Source organism: Streptomyces sp. NPDC000404 (genome assembly GCF_040300365.1).
Taxonomy (GTDB): Bacteria; Actinomycetota; Actinomycetes; order Streptomycetales; family Streptomycetaceae; genus Streptomyces; species Streptomyces ramulosus.
Genome location: NZ_JBEPDN010000016.1, coordinates 113,968 through 135,531, shown reverse-complemented (window position 1 = coordinate 135,531; position 21,564 = coordinate 113,968). Strand labels below are relative to the sequence as shown.

The 21,564-nt window shown below is 73.0% G+C and carries 22 protein-coding genes, 1 tRNA gene and 1 pseudogene; 10 read left to right on the top strand and 14 right to left on the bottom strand.

The features are described 5' to 3' along the window. Nucleotides 1-59: 59 nt before the first annotated feature. Entirely contained in the window at nucleotides 60-419 is a 360-nt protein-coding gene (locus ABT345_RS28305) for a helix-turn-helix domain-containing protein (protein WP_386459649.1), read from the bottom strand. A gap of 119 nt (nucleotides 420-538) precedes the next feature. On the opposite strand from ABT345_RS28305, the gene ABT345_RS28300 reads away from it, so the two are divergent. Both ABT345_RS28300 and ABT345_RS28295 read left to right on the top strand, forming a co-directional pair. Continuing rightward, nucleotides 539-1,381, top strand: coding sequence for a COG4705 family protein (locus ABT345_RS28300; RefSeq protein WP_345079209.1), 843 nt, complete (start codon nucleotides 539-541; stop codon nucleotides 1,379-1,381). Nucleotides 1,382-1,508: 127 nt separating this feature from the next. After that, entirely contained in the window at nucleotides 1,509-2,396 is an 888-nt protein-coding gene (locus ABT345_RS28295) for a COG4705 family protein (protein WP_345079206.1), read from the top strand. A 10-nt stretch (nucleotides 2,397-2,406) separates the two neighbouring features. Here the strand turns inward: ABT345_RS28295 and ABT345_RS28290 are convergent, their stop codons facing one another. The 3 genes from ABT345_RS28290 to ABT345_RS28280 all read right to left on the bottom strand — a co-directional run bounded on the left by ABT345_RS28290 (nucleotide 2,407) and on the right by ABT345_RS28280 (nucleotide 5,299). Beyond that, nucleotides 2,407-3,822 carry a sensor histidine kinase gene (locus ABT345_RS28290; protein ID WP_345079203.1) on the bottom strand — a complete coding sequence of 472 codons (1,416 nt, stop codon included), beginning with the start codon at nucleotides 3,820-3,822 and terminating at the stop codon, nucleotides 2,407-2,409. Beyond that, nucleotides 3,819-4,484 carry a response regulator transcription factor gene (locus ABT345_RS28285; protein ID WP_345079200.1) on the bottom strand — a complete coding sequence of 222 codons (666 nt, stop codon included), beginning with the start codon at nucleotides 4,482-4,484 and terminating at the stop codon, nucleotides 3,819-3,821. Before ABT345_RS28285 ends, ABT345_RS28290 begins: the two co-directional genes overlap by 4 nt. A gap of 227 nt (nucleotides 4,485-4,711) precedes the next feature. Next, a complete protein-coding gene (locus ABT345_RS28280) occupies nucleotides 4,712-5,299 on the bottom strand; it encodes a rhodanese-like domain-containing protein (RefSeq protein ID WP_345079197.1) in 588 nt (195 codons plus the stop codon). 115 nt (nucleotides 5,300-5,414) lie between these two features. Here ABT345_RS28280 and ABT345_RS28275 point away from each other — a divergent pair, with 115 nt between their 5' ends. Next, nucleotides 5,415-5,702, top strand: a complete 288-nt coding sequence (locus tag ABT345_RS28275) for a metal-sensitive transcriptional regulator (protein WP_345079194.1) — start codon at nucleotides 5,415-5,417, stop codon at nucleotides 5,700-5,702. Nucleotides 5,703-5,813: 111 nt separating this feature from the next. On the opposite strand, the gene ABT345_RS28270 is transcribed toward ABT345_RS28275, so the two are convergent. The 3 genes from ABT345_RS28270 to ABT345_RS28260 all read right to left on the bottom strand — a co-directional run bounded on the left by ABT345_RS28270 (nucleotide 5,814) and on the right by ABT345_RS28260 (nucleotide 9,417). Next, a complete protein-coding gene (locus ABT345_RS28270; protein WP_345079191.1) occupies nucleotides 5,814-6,560 on the bottom strand; it encodes a sulfite exporter TauE/SafE family protein in 747 nt (248 codons plus the stop codon). Nucleotides 6,561-6,820: 260 nt separating this feature from the next. Beyond that, nucleotides 6,821-8,194 (bottom strand): rhodanese-like domain-containing protein, encoded by a 1,374-nt coding sequence (locus ABT345_RS28265; RefSeq protein ID WP_345079188.1) that lies wholly within the window; start codon nucleotides 8,192-8,194, stop codon nucleotides 6,821-6,823. Between the two features lie 674 nt (nucleotides 8,195-8,868). Beyond that, nucleotides 8,869-9,417: a GNAT family N-acetyltransferase gene (locus tag ABT345_RS28260; protein ID WP_345079185.1), complete on the bottom strand. Its 549-nt coding sequence runs from the start codon at nucleotides 9,415-9,417 to the stop codon at nucleotides 8,869-8,871. 240 nt (nucleotides 9,418-9,657) lie between these two features. Here ABT345_RS28260 and ABT345_RS28255 point away from each other — a divergent pair, with 240 nt between their 5' ends. Beyond that, a complete protein-coding gene (locus tag ABT345_RS28255; protein WP_345079182.1) occupies nucleotides 9,658-9,969 on the top strand; it encodes a hypothetical protein in 312 nt (103 codons plus the stop codon). A 201-nt stretch (nucleotides 9,970-10,170) separates the two neighbouring features. Then, nucleotides 10,171-11,220: a methyltransferase gene (locus tag ABT345_RS28250; RefSeq protein WP_345079179.1), complete on the top strand. Its 1,050-nt coding sequence runs from the start codon at nucleotides 10,171-10,173 to the stop codon at nucleotides 11,218-11,220. 34 nt (nucleotides 11,221-11,254) lie between these two features. Here the strand turns inward: ABT345_RS28250 and ABT345_RS28245 are convergent, their stop codons facing one another. From ABT345_RS28245 to ABT345_RS28225, 5 genes are all read right to left on the bottom strand, one after another. Continuing rightward, nucleotides 11,255-12,007, bottom strand: coding sequence for a tRNA-dependent cyclodipeptide synthase (locus tag ABT345_RS28245; RefSeq protein ID WP_345079176.1), 753 nt, complete (start codon nucleotides 12,005-12,007; stop codon nucleotides 11,255-11,257). Further along, on the bottom strand, nucleotides 12,000-12,323 hold the full coding sequence (locus tag ABT345_RS28240; RefSeq protein ID WP_345079173.1) for a DUF6092 family protein: 324 nt from the start codon (nucleotides 12,321-12,323) through the stop codon (nucleotides 12,000-12,002). Before ABT345_RS28240 ends, ABT345_RS28245 begins: the two co-directional genes overlap by 8 nt. Next, on the bottom strand, nucleotides 12,304-12,900 hold the full coding sequence (locus ABT345_RS28235) for a nitroreductase family protein (protein WP_345079170.1): 597 nt from the start codon (nucleotides 12,898-12,900) through the stop codon (nucleotides 12,304-12,306). Before ABT345_RS28235 ends, ABT345_RS28240 begins: the two co-directional genes overlap by 20 nt. Before the next feature lie 962 nt (nucleotides 12,901-13,862). Continuing rightward, nucleotides 13,863-14,228: a hypothetical protein gene (locus tag ABT345_RS28230; RefSeq protein WP_345079167.1), complete on the bottom strand. Its 366-nt coding sequence runs from the start codon at nucleotides 14,226-14,228 to the stop codon at nucleotides 13,863-13,865. A 574-nt stretch (nucleotides 14,229-14,802) separates the two neighbouring features. Then, nucleotides 14,803-14,988, bottom strand: a complete 186-nt coding sequence (locus tag ABT345_RS28225) for a hypothetical protein (protein ID WP_345079164.1) — start codon at nucleotides 14,986-14,988, stop codon at nucleotides 14,803-14,805. 79 nt (nucleotides 14,989-15,067) lie between these two features. Between ABT345_RS28225 and ABT345_RS28220 the strand changes: the two are divergent. Further along, a pseudogene (locus ABT345_RS28220) lies at nucleotides 15,068-15,643 on the top strand (tyrosine-type recombinase/integrase); the annotation flags it as partial. A gap of 87 nt (nucleotides 15,644-15,730) precedes the next feature. Here ABT345_RS28220 and ABT345_RS28215 read toward each other — a convergent pair. Beyond that, nucleotides 15,731-15,804, bottom strand: a tRNA-Thr gene (locus ABT345_RS28215). 172 nt (nucleotides 15,805-15,976) lie between these two features. Between ABT345_RS28215 and ABT345_RS28210 the strand changes: the two genes are divergently transcribed. The 4 genes from ABT345_RS28210 to ABT345_RS28195 all read left to right on the top strand — a co-directional run bounded on the left by ABT345_RS28210 (nucleotide 15,977) and on the right by ABT345_RS28195 (nucleotide 19,623). Beyond that, the gene (locus ABT345_RS28210) at nucleotides 15,977-17,113 is read left to right on the top strand and encodes an ABC transporter ATP-binding protein (RefSeq protein WP_345079161.1); all 1,137 of its coding nucleotides are present in this window, start codon (nucleotides 15,977-15,979) and stop codon (nucleotides 17,111-17,113) included. A gap of 234 nt (nucleotides 17,114-17,347) precedes the next feature. Continuing rightward, the gene (locus ABT345_RS28205) at nucleotides 17,348-17,764 is read left to right on the top strand and encodes a hypothetical protein (protein WP_345079158.1); all 417 of its coding nucleotides are present in this window, start codon (nucleotides 17,348-17,350) and stop codon (nucleotides 17,762-17,764) included. Between the two features lie 30 nt (nucleotides 17,765-17,794). Beyond that, the gene (locus ABT345_RS28200; RefSeq protein WP_345079155.1) at nucleotides 17,795-18,523 is read left to right on the top strand and encodes a nucleotidyltransferase family protein; all 729 of its coding nucleotides are present in this window, start codon (nucleotides 17,795-17,797) and stop codon (nucleotides 18,521-18,523) included. 110 nt (nucleotides 18,524-18,633) lie between these two features. Further along, on the top strand, nucleotides 18,634-19,623 hold the full coding sequence (locus tag ABT345_RS28195; protein ID WP_345079152.1) for an alpha/beta fold hydrolase: 990 nt from the start codon (nucleotides 18,634-18,636) through the stop codon (nucleotides 19,621-19,623). A 178-nt stretch (nucleotides 19,624-19,801) separates the two neighbouring features. Here the strand turns inward: ABT345_RS28195 and ABT345_RS28190 are convergent, their stop codons facing one another. Beyond that, nucleotides 19,802-21,394 carry a DoxX family protein gene (locus ABT345_RS28190; RefSeq protein WP_345079149.1) on the bottom strand — a complete coding sequence of 531 codons (1,593 nt, stop codon included), beginning with the start codon at nucleotides 21,392-21,394 and terminating at the stop codon, nucleotides 19,802-19,804. Between the last annotated feature and the right edge of the window lie 170 nt (nucleotides 21,395-21,564).

The window sequence follows — 21,564 nt, the reverse complement described above, 5'->3', positions numbered from 1 at the left end:
TTCTCCCCGGCTGCACACGGGTGCCACGCCCCGCCTCCCCCCGGGAAGGGCGGCCCTCCTCACGCGCTGGGCCGTGTCCACGCCATGGTGAAACAGGTCGGCACGCGCGCCGCCACCGCTTCCCTGCGGTAGGTCCGCGGCGAGCGGCCGACGATCTCGTGGAAGGTCCGGCTGAACGTGCCGAGGCTGGCGAAGCCGACCTCGTAGCAGATGTCCGTGACGCTGCGGTCGGTCTCCCGCAGCAGCGACATCGCCCGTTCGACGCGGCGTCGTTGCAGGTAGCGGTGGGGGGTCTCGCCGAAGGTGGTCCGGAAGGTGCGGGCGAAGTGGGCGGGCGAGACATGCGCGATGCGCGCCAGCGCCGGGACGTCCAGCGGCTGTGCGTACGCCCGGTCCATCGCGTCCCGCGCCCGCAGCATCCGCCGGTTGCGCTCCTCCACCGCCTCGTTCACGGCGCCATCAGACCACGGGGGCGCGCGGGGTCCGCCGCCGGGGCGTTCAGGATGTGTTCAGACCGCGGGTGGCACGGTCGGGCACCATGACTGCTGACATCTCCGAAGCCGTCGGGGCCCACGGGCCGGCCGGTACGACCCCCGCCCGTCCCCGCCGCCGCCCCCGCCGGAACAAGGTTCCCGAGGTCACCCCGTACTTCTGGGTGATCAAGATCCTGTGCACCACGGTCGGCGAGACCGCCGCCGATCTGCTGAACGAGAAGCTGGGGCTCGGGCTGACCGGGGTGTCGCTGCTGATGAGCGCGGTGCTGGCCGGGGTGCTCGTGGCGCAGCTGCGCACCGCCGCCTACCGGCCCGCCGTCTACTGGTCGGCGGTGGCGATGATCAGCGTCGTCGGCACGCTGCTCAGCGACAATCTGACCGACAACCTCGGCGTGCCCCTGGAAGCCTCCACCGTCGCCTTCGCGCTCGTCCTCGCCGCGGTGTTCGCCGTCTGGTTCCGCAGCGAGCGGACGCTCTCCATCCACCACGTCGACAGCGCCCGCCGCGAGTCCTTCTACTGGCTCGCCGTGCTGTTCACCTTCGCCCTGGGCACCGCCGCGGGCGATCTGGTCGCCGAGCGTCTTGACCTGGGGTACTCGCTCTCCGCCGTGCTGTTCGCCGCCGCCCTCGCCGTGGTGGCGGCGGCGCGCTCCACCCGCGCACTGGGTGCGGTGGTGGGCTTCTGGACCGCCTACGTCCTGACCCGGCCGCTGGGCGCGTCGCTCGGGGACTACCTCGCGCAGCCGGTCACCGACGGCGGGCTGGGCATCGGAACCGTGGTCACGAGCGTGCTGTTCCTGACGGTCGTCCTGATCCTGGTGGTGTTCTTGACCGTGACCCGGCGCGATGCCTCCGGGGTGGACGACGGGAGCCCGCGGGAGGGCTGAGGCGGGTCCGCGGCGGCGTTCAGGATGTGTTCAGGAAGCGGCTGGGAGGGTCGGTCGGCGCGTGCCGCCGCCCGACCCGGACGCGGCGCGGAACCCCCTGCCGGCATTCCCTCGGAGAGTACGAGAAGTGGACAACACCCAGGCCCTGACCGGTCCGGACGCCGCCGTCACCGCCCCGCCACCGGCGCCACCGGCGCCCACCGCCCCCGCCGCGACGAAGAAGCTGCCGGAGGTCACCCCGGCCTTCTGGATCATGAAGATCGCGGCGACCACCCTCGGCGAGACGGCCGGTGACCTCTTCGCCCAGACTCTCAAGCTGGGCTACTTCCTCACCACCGTCCTGCTGTTCCTGATCTTCGTGGTCACGCTGGCCGTCCAGCTCCGCTCCCGGCGCTACAACCCGTTCTTCTACTGGACCGTCATCCTGTCCACCAGCACGGCGGGCACCACGATGTCCGACTTCATGAACCGGGACGCGAGCACCAAATACCTCTCCGGCGGCGCCACGTCGCTGGGCTGGGGGCCGCAGGGCCTGGGTCTGGGGTACCCGGTCGGCGCCGCGATCCTGATCACGCTGCTGCTCGCGATCTTCGCCGTCTGGAAGGGCACCGGGCTGACGTTCGCCCTCCGCGACATCGTCACCTTCCGCGCGGAGGCGCTGTTCTGGGCGGCGATCCTGGTGTCGAACACGCTCGGCACCTCGATGGGCGACTTCCTCTCCGACAGCTCCGGGCTCGGCTACGCGGGCGGCGCGCTTCTGGTCACCGGTGCGCTCGCGGTGCTGGTGGCGCTGATGAAGGTGCCCGCCGTGCCGAACGTGCTGCTGTTCTGGATCGCCTTCGTCCTCACCCGCCCGCTCGGGGCGACCGCCGGCGACTTCCTCACCAAGCCGCTGGCCAAGGGCGGTCTCGACCTCGGCACCGCCGGTTCGTCGGCCGTGCTCCTCGCCGTCCTGATCGGCTTCACGGTCCGTGCGCAGCTGCGGGAACGCCGGTACGCTCCCCAGGCGCAGTGACGGCGGCCGGTCAGCCGCCCGGCAAGGTGACCACGAACCGCGCCCCGGACGAGTCCTGGGCCTCGTGGGCCACCTCGCCGCCCGCGGTGCGGGCCAGCCGCCGGGCCAGCGGCAGGCCCAGCCCCGCGCCGCCGTGCCCGTCCGCCGGATCGGCCCGGCTACCCGGCCGGAACAGCTCGGCGACGAAGGCGGGCGGCACCCCGGGCCCGTCGTCGGCGACCTCCACCCGGATCGCGCCGTCCGCCCGCCCGATCCGGATGCCGACCCCGGTGCGCGCGTAGCGCAGGGCGTTGTCGGCGAGTGGGCCGACGATGCGTTCCAGCAGCGCGGCGGGCACCCCGCAGGCCGCCGCGTCCGGGCCGGTGACCGTGACGGCGGGGCCGTCCGGGCGGCTGAGCCGGTCCGCGAGCCGCCGCAGCACGGCCACCGCGTCGGCGGTCCCCGGGGCGGCGTCGGCGGTGGCGCGCGCGTCGTCGAGGAGGGTGTCGCAGATGGAGCGCATGGAGTCGGCGGCGTCGGCGAGGACCGTGTGCGTCGCCGCGGTCTCGGCGGCGGAGCGCGGACGCGCCCGCCACCAGTCGAGTTCGGCGGTGATCCGCGCCAGGGGCGTGCGCAGCTCGTGCGACAGCTCCCTGGTGAGCTGCTGCTCGTGGCGGAGCACGGCGCGGATCCGGTCCAGCAGCTCGTCCAGCGAGGTTCCCAGGCGGGTCAGTTCGGCGGGGCGGCCGGTGCCGGCCATCCGGTGCGGGGAGGAGACCGCGCTCCACCGGGTGGCCTGGTCGGTCATCTCCGTCACGGGGCGCAGCGCCCGCCCCACGGCCAGCCAGGTCAGCGCGTACGCGCCCGCCAGCACGGCGCCGTCCAGGGCGAGGGAGGCCCACAGCAAGGTGGCGGCCGAGGCGCGGTAGGGGCGCAGGTCCAACGCGGCCACCACGGCGGCGACGGGCCGGCCGCGCGCGTCGGCGTCGCCCACCGGGGCCGCGCACAGGCCTATCGGGGCCCCGGCGTCGTGGACCGCGCACCGCTTGTCGCCGTGGGCGGCGAGGCGGGCCGCGGCGCGGCTGAGCGGGGCGCCGTCCGGGGCGGACGCGGGGTGTTCGAGGAGCCGGCGGCCCGCGTAGATCCACACGTTGGTGTCGAGCGGCGCGTCGTCGGTCGTCTCCAGGACGCGTACCGGGGTGTGACGGGTGTCGACGGTGGCGGCGACCGCGGTGACCCGGGTGTGCAGTTCGTCGTCCGCCTGCCGTTGCAGGTGGTGGCGGACGACCGTGTTGCACACGACGGTGAGCAGCACCATGACGGACGCGGCGCAGGTCAGCGCGGCCAGGGACAGCCGGCCGCGCAGGGTGCGGGGGCCGCGCCCGCGGAGCGCCGCGGCGAGGCGGGAGCGGCCGGGCGGGGCGGTTTCGGTCCGGCGGCCGGTCATGACAGGCGGTGACCGATGCCGCGGGCGGTGCCGATCGTCAGGGCGCTGCCGGCGTCCCGGAGCTTGCGGCGCAGACGGCTCAGGTACTGATCGAGGGTGTTGTCGCTGACCTGCGCGCCGGCCGGCCAGCCGGCGCGGATCAGCTCCCGGCGGCGCACCACCGCCCCCGGTTCGGCCAGCAGCGCGGCCAGCAGCCGGAACTCGGTGGGCGTCAGCGCCGTCTCGGTGCCGCGGACGGACAGCCCGTGCCGGACCGGGTCGAGGGTGAGGTCGCCGGTGGCGAGGCCGGTCGCGGCGCCGGACCGGCGGAGGGCGGCGCGCAGCCGCGCGGTGAGTTCGGCGAGGTGGAACGGCTTGGGCAGATAGTCGTCGCCGCCCGAGGAGAAGCCGCTCAGCCGGTCGGCGAGCCCGCCGTGCGCGGTGAGGAACACGACCGGGCGAAGGAATCCGCGCGCCCGCATCGCCTGGCACACGTCCCGTCCGTCCGCGTCCGGCAGCCCGATGTCCAGCACCACCGCGTCGACGCCGTCCCCGACGAGCCGCAGCGCACCGGCGCCGTCCCGGGCGGCGGCCGTCTCGAACCCCTCCTCCCGCAGCCCGCGCACCAGTACGTCGCGCAGGGCGGGATCGTCCTCGACGACCAGGATCGTGGCGGGATGCAACGGCGATCACCTCACGGGCCCGGGCTCCGCCGCGCCCCGCGCCGCCATGGGGGCGGCGCCGGGCGCGGGCGGTACGGCCTCGGGCGGCCAGGGACGGGCAAAGTACCCGCAGCGATGTCCACGGAGATATCTACGGAGATCTCCGCGGAGACACCCACGGAGACACTCACGAAAATGTCTACAACACTGTAGACGATACGTCGGCCCCGGGGCGCGCCCCGCTCCGCTCAGCGTTCGCGCAGCGCCGCCAGCGTCGCGTCCAGGTCCGCGCCGCGCGGGCGGTTGTGCGGCAGCTTGGCGAGGATCGCCGCCATTCCGCAGGTGTCGGTGAGGGCGGAGAAGACCAGACCGCCCGCGACCCCGGCGGAGAGCAGCTGGAAGGCGGGGTGCACGAGCAGGCCGAGGAGCAGCCCCAGCAGGACGAGCGAGCCCGCGGCGAGCCGCACCTGCCGCTCCATGCTCCAGCCCGCGCGGATGTCGCAGGCGACGGGCCGCTCCACGTCGTATCCGGCGGCGGTCCACGCCGCGGTGCCGCCGTCGAGGGTGGCCGCCGGGATGCCCGATTCGGCGAGGAGCGCGCAGGCGCGGGCCGAACGGGCACCGGAGGCGCAGACGATCAGCAGGTCGCGGCGGGCGGCCGCGTCCCGGATCCCGGGCAGCGCGCGGCCGAGGTGGTCGAGCGGAATGTTCAGGGCGCCCGGCAGATGCCCGCCGGCGAACTCACCGGGCGTCCGGACGTCGATCACGGCCAGCTGGGGCAGCCGGGCCCGGGCCCGGGCGATGTCGAGAGTGGTGGGGGTGGGAGAGCTGGTCATGGTGGAGATCCTCCGGTGGTCGCCACCGTCCCGAACCGGGACGTACAGTACCCCTAGGGGTATTACAGAAGAGCGGTCGGGAACGGCGGCCTGGTCAGGGAACGGGAGCGTGGTCGTGGAACTGGAGCTTGAGGGCGCCTCGTTGAAGGCGGTGCTGAACCGGCTGCGGCGGGCGCAGGGCCAGATCTCCGGGGTGATCCGGATGATCGAGGAGGGCCGCGACTGCGAGGACGTCGTCACCCAGTTGGCCGCCGCCTCCCGGGCGCTGGACCGGGCCGGTTTCGCGATCATCGCGACGGGCCTGCAGCAGTGCGTGGCGGACATCGAGTCCGGCGCGAAGAGCGGCGAGGACACCGAGCAGATGCGGGCCCGGCTGGAGAAGCTGTTCCTGTCGCTGGCGTGAGCCGGTCCGCCGGTCCGCTCCCCGGAGCGGCGGGGCCCGTACGGCGCCCGGGGGCCGGCGGCCGCCGGGACGCGAGGGCTGCCGAGCCGGCGACGCCCTTCGGATGGCGGCTCATACGACCGCATCCACGAGCATGAACGCCGCCACCGCGAGCAGGACGACGGCGAAGACGCGCTGCAGGGCCGGGCCGGACACCTTCGCCGCCAGCCGCTTGCCGTCCCAGGCGCCCAGGATCGCCGCCCCGGCGAACGGCCCGATGACGGCCCAGTTCAGACCGGTCGTCGTCCCGGCGCGCAGCCCCAGCGCGGCGAGCGAGTTGACGGTGATGACCAGCAGGCTGGTGCCCACCGCCGCCCGCATCCGCATGCCGAGCACATTGACCAGCGCCGGAACGGCGAGGAACCCGCCGCCGACACCGAGCACCCCGGTGACCGCCCCGAGCCCGGCACCGACGGCCGCCGCCCGGCCCGGCCGTATCTCCCCGGAACCCTCCCTGACGGCCGGCTTCCGGAGCATCCGGAACGCCGCGGTGCCCGCGAGCGCCGCGAACGCGACGGTCAGCAGCGCGGTCGGCAACCGCCCCGCGAGCGCACCGCCCAGCATCGCCGGCCCGATCCCCGCCGCCGCGAACAGCAGCCCCGTACGCCACTTCACCTGCCCGTCACGGGCGTGCGCGAGCAGCGCGGTGGCCGAGGTGGCGGCCACGATGATCAGGCTCGCGGTGGTGGCCGCGACCGGCGTGAAGCCGAGCAGATAGATCAGCGCCGGCACGGCCAGCACACTGCCGCCCCCGCCGAGCGCCCCCAGCGCGACACCGATGACCCCGCCCGCGACCAGCGCGAAGATGACCGCACTCATGCCGACCACCCACCGGCGCCACACAGGCCCACGGCACCGGCGCCGGCACCGGCCACCGGATGCGGTACGGGAACGGCGTACCCGGGGACGGCACCCGTACGGGTACGCATACGGATACGGCCACGGGCGTCGTCGGCCCACGGGGCGGTCCCGCGCGCCGGGGCGGCGGGGCCGCGTCTGCCGGACGTCATGCTGAAGGTGCTCACAGGAAGCTGCTCACTCTCGGATCACGGTCGGATCGCTCGCGGATCGCGGTCGGGTCAGGCGGGGCGGACGGTGAGTCCGGCGCGTTCGGCCGCGTCGAAGGAGTCGTCGACGGCCACGACGTCGCGGCCCGCCGCGTCGAGCAGGGAGGCGGCGATGGCCGCCCGCATGCCGCCGGCGCAGTGCACCCAGACCTGACCTGCGGGAACGTCATGGATCCGCTGGTGCAGCAGATGGAGCGGAAGGTGGACCGAGCCCTCGATGAAACCTTTCGCCCGCTCGGCGTCCCGGCGGACGTCGAGGACGACGACACCGTCCCCGGCACCGCCGGCCCGCTCCGCGAGATCGGCGAAGGCGGCCCGGGGGAAGGAGGCGAGGGCCTCGCCGTCACGCACCCAGTCCGCCGGGTCGCCGGTGGCCGCGGCGGCCGGGCGCTCGATGCCGACCCGCACCAACTCGCGCTGCGCGTCGGCCAGTTGCTCGGCCGACTCGGCGAGCAGCGTCACCGGCTTCCCCCACGGGATCAGCCAGGCCAGATACGTGGCGAGCTGCCCGGCACCCTCGAAGTTGAATGCGCCGGCCACATGCCCCTCGGCGAAGGCGACGCGGTGCCGCAGATCGACCACCCACTCCCCGGCGGCCAGCCGGTCGGCGATCTCCGCGGCGTCGGCGACGGCGGGCGGGGTGAGGTCGACGGGCGCGGGCCCGGCGGCGTTGGCCGGCCCCATGTGCGCGTAATAGGCGGGGATGTCGTCCAGTTCCGCCAGCAGATCGGCGACGAACGCGCCCACCTCGCGGGTCAGCGCCGCGTTGGACGCCTTCTCCGCACCGATCGTGGTGGCCTCCCCGGTCGTCCCCCCTGCCGCGCAGAAGCTGCCGAACCCGTGCGTCGGCAGCACCGCCGCCTCGTCCGGCAGTTCGTCGGCCAGCCGGTGCGCGGACGCGTGCTGCGCCCGCGCCAGCTCCTCGGTCAGCCGCGGTTCGACCAGGTCGGGCCGCCCGACGGTCCCGATCAGCAGCGACCCGCCGGTGAACACGGCCACATCCGTGCCGTTCTCCTCCAGCACGTACGAGGTGTGGTGCGGCGTGTGCCCCGGAGTGGCCAGCGCCCGCAGCGCGAGCCCCGCGGCGGCGTCGATCTCCGTACGGTCCCCGTCCCGCACCGGCGTCCGCGCGAACGCCACCGACGCCCCGGCGGGCACGAGATAGGCGGCACCGGCGATCCGGGCGAGCTCCAGCCCACCGCTGACGTAGTCGTTGTGCAGGTGCGTCTCGACCACATGGGATATCCGCACCCCCCGCCGAGCCGCCGCCGCGATCACCTGCTCGACGTCCCGCGGCGGATCCACCACCACAGCGGTCCGCCCGCCACCGGCCAGATAGCTGCGATTACCCAGCCCGGCAATCTCAAGGGTGTCGACGAAGAACACGGGGCACTTCCTTCCGTTGCGTTTACCCCCCGGGGTATATCGACGTTAACACGGGTACCCCTGGGGGTATTCCGGAGTGCTGTCGGGGCGGGGGCGCTTGGGGGTACCTGGGGTGCCTGGGGGCCTGGGGGTGCGCGCTTGAGGGGGCGGCGCCGCGGGGTGGGGGCCGGGCGTGACCAGAGGGGACACGAGGCCGGAGTCGGCACACGGCCGCGGGGGGGCGAAGGGCCGAGCCGGGTGCGGGGCGGTCGGCGGCAAGCGGCATGCCCGGAGAGTCCGCGCGGACCCTGACCCCAGGGGCGCGCGGCGCGAGGCTCCGGCAGCAGAAGGCCGCCCCCAGGAAGCGGAGGGCGACGATAAAGACGCGACGTCGAGCCCCGAAGGGGCGAGGCCCGGCCACACGGGATCACCGGGCGGGGGCGGCCGCCCGGTGATCCTGCCGAGCCGAGGCGCGCCCCGGACCCGCCGGGCCGCCAAGCGGCAAACGGTCACACCCGGGCCGCCGAACCGGCAGCGGAGCGCCCGGCCACATCACTCCGACCGCCCCGAACCGGCTCCGGAGCCCAGGCGCGCCCGTAAAAGATCAAGAAAATCCGCAGAGTTCAGTCGCAGGGTTCAAAGGTGTGCGCAGCGCTCAGGCATGCCTCGGCCAAGCCCTCGGCGCACCTCACACCTCACACCTGCTCGCGGTCCAACCCCCACGTCTGCAGCTCATAAGCCCGCCCCTTCTCCTCCCCCGTGATCAGCGGCACGTCGAGCAGCCGGAAGCCGGCCTTGACGGCCACCGCCATGCTCGCCGCGTTCTCCGCCTCCAGCTCCAGGATCACCTGCTCCGCGCCCAGTTCCTCGAAGGCGTACGCGGCCATCACCCGCACCGCCCGCGCCGCCAGGCCCTGCCCGCGGTGCGCCGGGCCGATCGCGTAGCCCAGCTCCGTCCCCTCGGGGGCGCGCCGCAGCATCACCTCGCCGAGCGGCGCACCGCCGTCGACGGTGACGGCGAGCATGATGACCTTGCCCTCGGCCCGCAGCTGCCGGGCCCGGTCGAGGCGCGCATCGGCGGCCGCCTCGTCGAAGGGCGAGACGATCGGGGTCCAGTACGCGATGTCGGGGTGGTCGAACAGCGCCGGCATCGCGCCCCGATCCTCCTCGGTCCAGTCCCGAAGGACGAGCCCCTCCCCCGTAAGCTCCATCCGCTCGGGAAAGGGCGACACACTGCTGCTCATGGCGGCAACCTCCTGGCCTGGTCAGAACGAGGCAGGGTAACCGGCGCCCCATCACCCCGCCGAAATCCCGCACGGACCGCTACGCGGCCCCCACGCCGCGTAGGCGACCACCACGTAGGCGACCACCCCGTAGGCGAACGGCCAGCCGTCCGACGGGCGCAGGCCGCGACGGGGAGGAGACCGATCAGGAAACTCCTGCGGGACGCACTCCCCCACCTCCCCCGCTGACACGATGCACCCATGGCTGACCAGGCACGCATCGCAGAGACCGTGGCGTACTACCGAGCGCTCGACGAGAACGCCACCGTGCGCCGGCACTTCCGGCACGCCGACGAGGACGGCGGACTCTGGCACTTCGAAGCCGTACCCGACCGCGGCGAGTTGATCGTCGTCAAGCAGGCCGAACTGACTCCCGCCGGCCGACTCCACCGCTACAGCTGGCAGCACCTGGAGGACGACCACGGCTTCCTCACGGACCAACCGATCGATCTCGACGAGGACCCCGTGGAGGCCGTCCCGGCCGAAGAGTTCCAGCAGGCGTGGACACGGTGAGCGCGCCGGCGGGCAGCCTCCGGAGCCGGGTTGGGCGGGTGCTGCGGTAAGCCATGCAGCCCGCGCCTCGCGGAGGTGGCGATCCCGGTCTTCCCGAGCGGCGCCGTGCGGGCGCCCGCATCCCGCACGGCGAAGCGCGAAGATCGGGACTTATGCGACATTCGATCGTTGACAGATCATGACAGATACGCAGGAGTCGTCATGACAGATACGCAGGAGTCGCAGGCAGGTCGGGAGCCGGCGGGAGACGGGACGGCGGCGCACGTGCGGCTGGCGGGTACCGCGGGGGTGGGCTGGAGCGTGATGGCCCTGGCAGCACTGGCGGGGAGGGGGGTGCTGGCGGAGCTGGCGCGGGGGCGCCGGTCGGTGGACGCGCTGGCCCGCCGCTGTGACTGCGACGCCGGGACGCTGCTGCGGTTTCTGCGGGCGGCGGTGGTGACGGGGGCTGTCACCGAGGCGGAGCCGGGCACGTTCGAGGCCACCGAGCTGGGGCGGAGCGCGCTGCCCGGAAGCCCGGGATCGGCCGAGGGCATGCTGCGCCTGTCGCTCACGCCGGAGTTCCTGCTCCCGTGGAGCGCGGCCGAGCAGGTCCTGCGTACGGGACGCTCCGGCTTCGAGGCGGTGTTCGGGAGCCCGTTCTACGACTACCTCAAGGAACGTCCCGAGCTGGCGGGGCTGTTCCAGGAGGCGATGCGCACCACCTCGTCGGCGCCCGCGCTGCTCGCGGCGTACGACTTCCCCGCGACCGGAACGGTGGCGGACATCGGCGGCGGACAGGGGGCCGTACTGGCGGAACTGCTCGCCTGTCACCGCGGGTTGACCGGGGTGCTGGTCGACCTCCCGAACGTGGTCGAGGGCGCGGCGGCGTGCCTGGCACGCGCCGGGATCGCCGACCGGGTCACCGTGGTGCCGGGGAGCTTCTTCGCCCCGCTCCCCGAGGGCGCCGACATCTATGTGCTGGGCCGGGTACTCCACAACTGGCCCGACGCGGACGCGGTGCGGATCCTCACCCGCGTACGCGACGCGATGTCGCCGGCCGCACGGCTGCTGATCGCCGAGCCGATGGCGCGTCCGGACGAGGCGGACGCCGGGGCACCGCCGGGGCACGACCTGCTGATGCTGGTGCTGCTCGGCGGGCGCACCCGCACCCCGGAGGAGATGCGGGTGCTGCTGAGGAACGCGGGCCTGCGCGAGGAGAGCAGCTGCGCCGACCCCCGCGGGGACACGGTCGTCGTCGCCACCCGCGACTGATCCGTCGCGCCGTCAGGCGGCCTCCGCTGTCCCGTCAGGCGGCCTCCGCCGCCCGCGGCGGGAGGTGGACGGCGGCATGCGCCTGCTCCGGGTGCCAGTAGCCGCCGAGGCGGCGCAGCCCGTGGAGGATGGGCATGAACGTGTGATAGCAGCAGACCGAGGACGGGGTGTCGAGCACCTCGGGCGTGGCGGCGAGCAGGGGCAGTTCGGCCATGAGGTAGGCGAGCCCGGCCCGGTGCCGGGCGTCGTAGCCGTCGGAGCGCGCGGCGGCGGTCTGGCTGTCCGAGTCGAGCCACCGGGCCACGTGGTCGTCGCAGATCTGCGCCAGTTCCCGGTCGCGGCCGCGCGCGGACTCCAACCGCGCGTGGACCTCCCGGTAGCCGGGCAGCGTGGCGCAATCGGACAGCGAGCGGACCCGGACGGCCGCGGTGGACGGCAGCTGTTCCACCGCCCGCCTGATGCGCCGGCGGGTGTCGCGAGCCGTTTTTGTCGCCCGTGAGGCGGCGTGCTGGGACGTGTACCCGTCGGCCGCGTAGATATCGGCCAGGTGCAGGTCGGCGAAGACGACATCGACGAGGTCGAACCGGCCCGTGGCCCACTTCAGCAGCATCGCCAGATTGTGCTGCGTGAAGTAGCTGTTTCCGGTGCTGACACCGATCAGGGCGTGCTCGCTGCGCTCCAGCACCTGCCGGCAGGCCGGACTGAACGCCTCGACCTCGACCTCGGTCTGCTCCGGGCCGGTGGCGCGAGCGGTGCCCGCGGCATCGGTGCGGTCCGGTTCACTCATGGGATATCAGCTCCTCCTCGTGGAGCAGGTGTGCCAGGCGCGTGCACAGCGAGTCGAGGAATCCCTTCAGATCCCGGTCCCCGTGCATCGCGCCGCAGATGAAGTCCTCCACCTCCGCCCGCAGGTCCTCCAGGCCCTGGCTGGTGGCGCCGGCCTCGGCGGCCAGGGCGAAGGTTCTGCGCGCCGCGTCCAGGCAGCGCATCGGCGCGTAGGACGGGGGCTCGTCCAGCAGGCCGCGTCCGCTGCTGATCAGGTACGTGGCGAGCAGCAGCAACTCCTCGCCCGTCCGCCTCTGCTCAACGGCTCCAGACGTCATGGCGGATCACCTCGCTCGCGTCGCGGCGCCGGGACGGCTCAAGAGGCCGGGCGGGGTGGCCGATGGGCACCACCAGCACCGGTTCCAGGTGCGGCGGGAGCCCGAGGAGCGCGCCGACGGGGTCCTTGCGGACGCTTGCGACGGGGCAGCCGCCCAGGCCCAGGGCGTGGGAGGCCAGCAGAAGGTTCTGCACGGCCATGGCGACGCACAGCAGGCCCTCGTCCCAGCCGCCGCGCTCCGATTCCTCCGGCCGCGCCGCACGCGAGCGGTCGAAACAGGCCGCGACGATGAGCGAGGGAAGGCCGATGATGCCCGGTGCGAACGCGCGGAGCAGCCGCCGCATCCGCCTCTCGCGCACCGCGACGAACGCCCATGCCTGCCGGTTGGACGCCGTGGGCGCGGCCAGCATCGCCTGCATCAGCACGTCCAGCTCTGCGTCCGTGACCGGTTCGTCCGTGTACTCCCGCACGACATGGCGGGTCATCAGTACCCGCAGCGCCTCATCGGCCGCCCGGCGGGTGGCCTTCCCATCCGTCCCCGAAAACGCCCCGTCGATCACCTGTAGTGGTTCGGGCACTGTCAGCTCTCCTCCCGCGACGCTCTGTCCGGCGCTCAGCAGCGGATCGGGACTCTGATCGCCCCGACCGTTCACCCGGCGCTCCGGCACCATGCCGCGGGGGCGGGCGTCGCTTTCGGCACGTGCCTGTCCGGTCCGGTCCGGGAAGCCCGAGCGGGACCACGCCCGACGGGGTCGCCCGGCACGCCGCTCATCGGCGCGGGAAGCAGGCACAGTTTTCAGTGCAGCAGCGGCAGTCCCCACCCGCCGCCGCACGTCCGCCGAACGGGTGAACACCGCGCCCACCGGTTGCGGGCCTGGCCGACGGTGATTCCTTCGAGAAAGCCCAGGTCGAGGGGGTCGAGGCCGCGGGCTGCGGGCTCGGGCAGAAAGCCGACGCCGCTGATTCCGAGGTAGCGGGAGCCGCGACCGAAGCGGCTTGGCACGCCGGTGAACTGGCCCGGATCACGTCCGGCGTTGCCGGTGCGGCGGGTGTTTCCTCGCTGCGGCGATTCGCTTCACGCCCTGGGCGATCGCACGGGGCGCTCGCACGGTGCTCCGACACGGGGCGCTGCCGCCTCCGGCGCCCGGTCCACGGCCCGGCTCGCACCACGAACACGTTCGGCTGCGCCCGGGGGGGCACAAACGCTGCCGAAGAGTCCACCACGGCGCCGGACCTCGGTGGCCCGTCCCCTCACGCAAAAGGCCCCGGACCAGAAGCCCGAGGCCGATCACAGCACCCCCACGCAACAAAACCGCAGGCCATAAGACCCAAACCAAGATCCCCCTGTCGGATTCGAACCGACGAACTTCGCTCTACAAGTTCGATCAAAGGGGGAGACGCAAAGGTCTGCCTGGTGGGAGCCGAGTTATGCCTGGGCGCCTATGGCTGTTGCCGTTCTTCGTCGTTGATTTCAGCGGTGGATGTCAGATCCAGCGGGCTGCGCCCTTGGCGAGATCCTGGCAGCCCGAAGCTTCGGAGGCTATTCCTCATGGGGGTTCAAGTGAATCCAGCGTCGGCCCTCGTGCCGCATCTCCATTCCCTGATAGGGCTGGCGAGGGCCGGACGCAGTCGACTGAGCCGTACTTACTTCAGTCACGACGATCGCTGCTGGGTGTACCTCATAGGTGACGGTCAGGCGGTGATCACCGCCTGACCGCCACACTCCGCCGCGGTTCGCTTCCTGGGCGATCGTCAGCAAAGCCTTTCCGGCATCAGCCTTGCGCCTCTCGGTCAGCGCATCGAACTGCATTCGCGCGGCCTCGACGAAGATCAGGTCCCTAATCGCGCACTCCCATCCGAAGAACGTGGACCGGGAGCCCCAAAGGGCTCCCGGCCTGCTCGCCACACCATCTCCTCCGAGCTACCGCTTTTCACGAATGATCATGAAGATAACCGCGATCAGCAGCAGCGACATCGGTTCCATTCGTTCGGTCTCCCTCGACTCTCATGCCCCTCAGGGCGGCGGGTTGCAGGGAGACCGGTACTTGGCGCTTCGAGCAGCCCCATTCTCCATCAACATCCCACGTCTCGCAGCCAGTTCGAGAACTTCTCAAGCATCACGCAGCGGCGGTGACCACGCGGCTGGCGGAGCGGCTCTGGGCTGGAGCTGCTTGGGGCGAATGATCACGGCCCCGTAAGCTGATGGCGCGTCGGGCAGGTTGTGGACCTGCCCGGTAAAGCACGACGTTGGGGCCGTGATCGTAGAGGCTCGCCCCAAAGTGGCTGCCTAAAGCCGTGGAGCCGACCGCCCCAGCCACGACGTGCCCCTTCTCTGACATCAGGCGGCTGATCGCCAACGCGCGGCACGGGCGCCGGCCGGGCTGGAGCGGGGCGGAGACAGGAGCGCAGGCCCGGGCGGGGGCCGGGCCGCGCGCGGGGAGCGGAGCGAGCCGCCTTGAACTCGTAGAGAAGGTTTCTACTCAGTACGGCATGGGGACCTTGAGGCGGGGCGTGAACGTCTCGGTGCAAGCGGGGAGTTCGGTGGCTGTGCGGTGGGCCAGATCAAGGAAGAGCACAGGGCGGGCGGTCCACTCGATGCGGGTGTCGCGGTGGCCGACGGCGAAGGCGTAGGGCGTGTTGTACGCCAGAGCCTCGGTGGCGCTCACATAACCGCCGGCCATCCACCTCCGGGCGTGCGCCGCGGCTTCGGCTTCGAGCGCCGAGGTGATCGTGCGGAGTGAACAAGCCCGCCGCGATCCGCTCTACGCGGCCTTCGCGCTCGCCATCGCGATGGGACTGCGGCGCGGTGAGGTGCTGGACCTGCGGTGGTCGGACGTCGACCTGAACGACCGCGTGATCCGCATCAGCAACCAGGTGCAGCGCATCGGCGGCGAGCTGTACCAGGACACCACCAAGACCGGGAAGATCCGCCCCGTACCGCTGCCCCTGATCTGCCTGGCCGCGCTCCGCCGGCACCGGCTCCGTCAGCGCCACGAGGCAGCGAAGCGGGGTACGGAGCTGGACGCGGGCGGGCTCGTGTTCACCACCCGCTCCGGCCGCCCGATCGAGCCACGGAACCTGAACCGCTCCTTCTCCCGCCTCACGGCCTCGGCCGGCCTCCGCACCATCCGCCTCCACGACGCCCGGCACGGCTGCGCCACCCTGCTCACCGCGGCCGGCGTTCCCCCGCGCGTCCTGATGGAGATCCTCGGGCACAGCCAGATCAGCATGACCACGGACGTCTACACCCACGTCGCGCAGGACACCCAGCGCGAAGCGATCAGCAACATGGACCGGCTGCCGAGGCGCCGGATCAACCGGGACCGACCGCCGCCGTTGATGTCACCCGTAGATGTCAGAAGCCCCGAGCCATCACCGGCCCGGGGCTTCTTCCCTGATCAGATTGAGAGCCCCCTGTCGGATTCGAACCGACGACCTTCGCTTTACAAGAGCGGTGCTCTGGCCAGCTGAGCTAAGGAGGCGTGCGGGAGCAGTGTACCCAGGTGGGGTGGATGCCGGTCGCCATTTCGTGACCTCTGGGGTGCTGACAGCGGGCATCGCCGCAGGTAGCGTCGCGCCCGGCCCGCGGTTGTGGGCCACGCCACTCCTTTACTCGGATCGTCCGGCACGTTCCTGCCGGTGAAGGGACACATCATGGCTACGGTCACGTACGACCAGGCAACCCGTATCTACCCGGGTTCCGACAAGCCCGCCGTCGACAAGCTCGACATCGCCATCGAGGACGGCGAGTTCCTCGTGCTGGTCGGCCCGTCCGGCTGCGGGAAGTCCACCTCGTTGCGGATGCTGGCGGGGCTTGAGGACGTCGACGGCGGCGCGATCCGCATCGGCGACCGCGATGTCACGCACCTGCCGCCCAAGGACCGGGACATCGCCATGGTGTTCCAGAACTACGCGCTGTACCCGCACATGACCGTCGCCGACAACATGGGCTTCGCGCTCAAGATCGCCGGAGTGCCGAAGGCGGAGATCCGGCAGAAGGTCGAGGACGCGGCGAAGATCCTGGACCTCACGGAGTACCTGGGGCGCAAGCCGAAGGCTCTCTCCGGTGGTCAGCGCCAGCGCGTCGCGATGGGCCGGGCGATCGTCCGGGAGCCGCAGGTCTTCCTGATGGACGAGCCGCTGTCCAACCTCGACGCCAAGCTCCGCGTCCAGACCCGTACGCAGATCGCCGGGCTCCAGCGCCGCCTGGGCATCACGACGGTGTACGTCACCCACGACCAGGTCGAGGCGATGACGATGGGCGACCGGGTCGCGGTCCTCAAGGACGGGCTGCTCCAGCAGGTCGACTCGCCGCGGAACATGTACGACCGGCCGGCGAACCTCTTCGTCGCGGGCTTCATCGGCTCGCCGGCGATGAACCTCATCGAGGTGCCGATCGCCGACGGCGGCGTGAAGTTCGGCAACAGCGTGGTGCCGGTCGGCCGGGACGCGCTGGCCACGGCGGCGGACAAGGGCGACACGACGGTCACCGTCGGCGTCCGGCCCGAGCACTTCGAGATCGTCGAGCAGAACGGCGCCGCCGCGGCGACGCTGTCGAAGACGGCGTCGGACTCCCCCGCCGGTCTGGCCGTCACGGTCAACGTCGTCGAGGAGCTGGGCGCCGACGCGTACGTCTACGGGACCGTCGAGGTCGGCGGCGCGCCCAAGGACCTGGTCGTCCGGGTGGGCGGCCGTCAGGTGCCGCAGAAGGGTGCCACCTTGCACGTCGTCCCGCAGCCGGGCGAGACGCATGTCTTCTCGACGTCGTCGGGCGAGCGTCTGGCGGATTGATTCAACTCCGCTACGTATAAGACCAGTTGGCCGGTCGTGGCAGTCGTCTGCCGCGGCCGGTCAACTCGCTTCCGGGCCCTGCGGGAACGAGCCCCGGCGGCCGGACCACGCCGCGCGCGGCGGAACGGCCGCGCGCCCCCTCGTCAACATCGCGCCCTCCCCGACGGCCCATCTCGTCGCTCGATGAGGTGACGCAATGTCGCCATATCATCACCGCTCGCTACCATCGCGTCCGTGAACTCCGCAGCCCGCCGTATCGGCAGAACTCTCGCCCTTGTCCTCCCCGTCGTCCTCGTGCTCTCCGGGACGCTCGCCGTCACCAGCGTGCCGTGGGCCTCGAAGTCCACGGACACGCAGCTGCTGACCGCGTCCAGCGGGAAGACCCTCGCCAAGTCCGCACCCCGGGCCCCGCAGGACGTCCTGCGCGACCGCCTGCTGCTCGAACTCCGGGAGAAGGACCCGGGGGTGGCGCTGACCCACCTCCAGCGGGCCACCACGGAGCGGCCGTCGCTCGCCAAGCACTGCACGTCCATCGCGCGGGCGCTGGGCCGGGCGGCCGTCGCCAAGTACGGCGCCGGGCACCGCGCACAGGCGTTCTCCCGCCCGGTGTGCGACACCTCCTTCGCCTCCGGCGTCGCCACCGCCCCGTGACCCGCCCTCGCACCGCATAGGGTGCGAACCATGACAGTCGCCCCGTATCCCTATCCGACACAGGCCGTTGTCCTGGCCGGTGGCCAGGGCTCGCGCCTGCGGCCGTACACCGATGACCGGCCCAAGCCGATGGTCGAGATTCCCGGCACGGGAACCCCGATCATCGGCCATCAGCTCACCTGGCTCGCCGCCGAGGGCGTCACCGACGCGGTGGTCTCCTGCGGCCACCTCGCCCATGTCCTCCAGGACTGGCTGGCCGATGCCGAACTCCCGTTGAACGTCACGACCGTCGTCGAAACCGAACCCCTCGGCCGCGGCGGCGGTCTCAAGTACGCGGCGGCGTCGCTGCCCCGCCCGGACGAGCCCTGGTACGCCACCAACGGCGACATCTGGACCCGCTTCCCGCTGACCGAGATGGCCGCCTTCCACCTCGAACGCGGCGCCGAGGCCACGCTGGCGCTGGCCCGGCCGCGGATTCCCTGGGGCGTCGTGGAGACCGACGAGTTCGGCCATGTCCTCGACTTCATCGAGGCGCCGCCGTCGCCGTACCTCATCAACGCCGGGGTGTACGTCTTCTCCGCCGCCTTCACCGCGCTGCTGCCGGACCGCGGCGATCACGAACGCACCACCTTCCCCCGGCTCGCCCGCGAGCGGCGGCTCGCCGGCTACCCCCTCCCGCACGGCTCCTACTGGCGCGCCATCGACACCACCAAGGACCTCACCGAGGCCGCCAAGGAGCTGGGCGCCACGGAGAGTTGAGCCGCGGCCGGTTTTGAGCCGCGGCCGGTTTGCCGGAACGGCAAATCCGTGTACGGGCCGCCGGACCGGTGCCGCATCCTGGCGCGACCCACGCACCCCCGGGAGGACCGATGCCCCAGCCCGCACCGACACCGCAGTGGACCCACCGCCTGGTGGACACCCCCGACGGCCCCCTCCACGTCGTCGAGCAGGGCAGCGGACCGCTCGTCCTGCTGCTGCACGGCTTCCCGGAGTCCTGGTACTCCTGGCGCCACCAGCTCCCGGCGCTCGCCGCGGCGGGCTACCGCGCCGCCGCCCTCGACCTGCGCGGCTACGGCCGCTCCGTCCGGCCCGCGGCCGTCGAGGCGTACGACATGGCGGCGCACGTCGCCGACAACGCCGCCGTGATCCACGCCCTCGGCGCCCGCGACGCCGTCGTCGTCGGCCACGACTGGGGCTCCCCGATCGCCGCGCACACCGCGCTGCTGCGGCCCGACGTCTGCTCCGCCGTCGCCCTGCTGAGCGTCCCGTACGCACCGCGCGGGCCGGTCCGGCCGTCCGACGCCTTCGCGGCGCTCGGCGGCGACGAGGAGTTCTACGTCAGCTATTTCCAGGAGCCGGGCCGCGCCGAGGCGGAGATCGAGCCGGACGTCCGCTCCTGGCTCGCCGGTTTCTACGCCTCGCTCTCCGGCGACACGATGCCGCCGGACGGCTCCGCCGGCCACTACTTCGTTCCCGAGGGCGGCCGCCTGAGCGACCGCTTCGTCCGCGACCGCACCCCGTCCTGGCTCGGCGAGGCCGAACTCGACTTCTACGCCGGCGAGTTCGCCCGTACGGGACTGACCGGTGCGCTGAACCGCTACCGCAACGCCGACCGCGACTGGGCCGCCACCGCCGACCTGGCGGGCGCCCCGATCCCCCAGCCGTCGCTCTTCATCGGCGGCACCCGGGACGCCTCCACGACCTGGCTCGCCGACGCCATCGCGGCGTTCCCCACCACACTGCCGGGCCTGACCGCCACCCACCTCCTCGGCGACTGCGGCCACTGGGTCCAGCAGGAACGGCCGGACGAGGTCAACCGCCTGCTCATCGAGTGGCTGCGGGGGCTGAACCTCGTCTGACGGGCGCCGCGCGCGACGTCCAACGTCCGACACCCAACGTCCGACACCTAACGTCCGATGCCCGACACCCGACGCTCAACATCCGATGTCTGACACGGAGCGGCCCCCGCGGACGGAGATGCTCCGTCCGCGGGGGCCGTCGTCACAGGGCCCGGTCGCCGACCGGGCCCCTACCGGATCACCCCAGGAGACCGCCCAGGGTCCCGGTGTGCTCCTTCGGCTTGTCGGACGCGCCGCCGTCACCGGAGCCGGTGGCCCCGCCGCCCGTGCCGCCGGACGTCTGCGCCGGGGTCGGCGCCGGGGCGCGGGTCGAGGCGGAGTGCCGCGGGGCGCCGGTCGTGGCGCCCGCGCCGGGCTCGCGGCCGGTGCCGCTGGTCGCCCCGGCCGTCGGGGAGCTGCTGCCCGCGGGCGAGGACGGCGTGCCCGTCGGGCCCGCGGTGTGCGCGGTGTCCGGCACCGGCGTGCCGGGGCGCTGCGGGGCGGCGGTGCGGGTCTGCTGCGGGCGGGTCGCCTGCCGGTGCGGGCTGGGCAGCGGCCGGCCGGGCAGGTTGTTGATCGCCGGTTCGCCGGGCCGCGGCACGGAGGTGACCGTCGCCGACCGTACGGCACCGCCGAGCACCGAGCCGATCAGCAGCGTCAGCCCGGCGATCACCGCGGTCATCGCGGCGCCGCGGCGCAGCACCCGGCGCCGCAGGTCGATGACGTCGACGCGGGGGCCGAGCCGCCGCCACGCCTCGCCGGCCAGCCGGGCGTCGAGGGAGTACACCGGGGCGCCCGCGATGACCAGCGGGCTCCAGGCGGCGAGGTAGATGATGTCGGGCGCGTCGTACGCCGGGACGCTGTGCCAGGTGACGGTCATCAGCAACACCGCGGAGAGCAGTGCGCCGACCGACGCGGCGAGCCGCTGCCACAGGCCGCAGATGGTCAGCACACCGACCACGACCTGGAGGAACGCGACGGTGAGCCCGGCGCCCACCGGGTGCGCCAGCGCGAAGTCGCGCAGCGGGACGGCGAGCGCCCACGGCTCCAGAGACGACAGCCACTTCACCATCGAGCCGCGCTCGCCGCCGTCGAAGTAGACGGGGTCGCAGAGCTTGCCCATGCCCGCGTAGATCGAGATGAGGCCGAGGAAGATGCGCAGCGGCAGCAGGACGACGCCGAGGTTCATCCGGCGGCCCGGGTAGTACGCATGGCGGACGCCGTCGCCGCCGCGGCGCCGCTCGGCGTAGCTCTCGCGCGCCTCGAAGCGGTCCGCGTCGCCGCCGCCCGCGTAGGCGTCGTCGTACGCGGCACCGTGCCCGTCCCCGAACGCCTCCCGGTCGGCGCCGTACGGGTCGTACGGGCCGCCGGGGCGCACCGGGCGCAGCAGCGTGGTGTCGGCGTCGGCGGGGGTGCGCTGGCCGATGACGGTGGGGCCGGGGTCGGCGGTCACCCGCGGCAGGATCTGCGTCGCCGCGAGGTCGTCGCCCTCGTCGGCGTCCAGACCGACGCCGGAGGTGCGGACGGCGCGCAGGAGCTGGGTGGTGGCGCCGGCCGAGCCGCCCGGGTCGGTGCGGCCGCTCCACACCACGGGCGCCCGGCGGCCGCCGCCCCGCGCGCCGAGGACGGGGGCCCGGGCGGCGGCGGCCCTGACCCGGCTCACGACGGGCTCGGCGAGCTGTACGCGGAAGCTGGCGTGGTTGACGATGACCTGCGCGGGATCGCACGGCACCTTGACCGAGCTCAGCGGCGGCTCGTCATCGAAGCCCGGCGAGCGTCCCCCCGTAGGCATGCGGGGTGTTCTGGTGTCCACGCTCATCTAACCGAGTGACGAGCGGTTAAGACACTGCCTTGACCTGGTCGATCTGTCCGAGACCCGTCAAAAAATCACAGGATCGCCGGATGCCGCACGGAGCGTCACGCCTTGCCCTGTGACTCCGTGCGACGGGTCCGCCGGGCGCG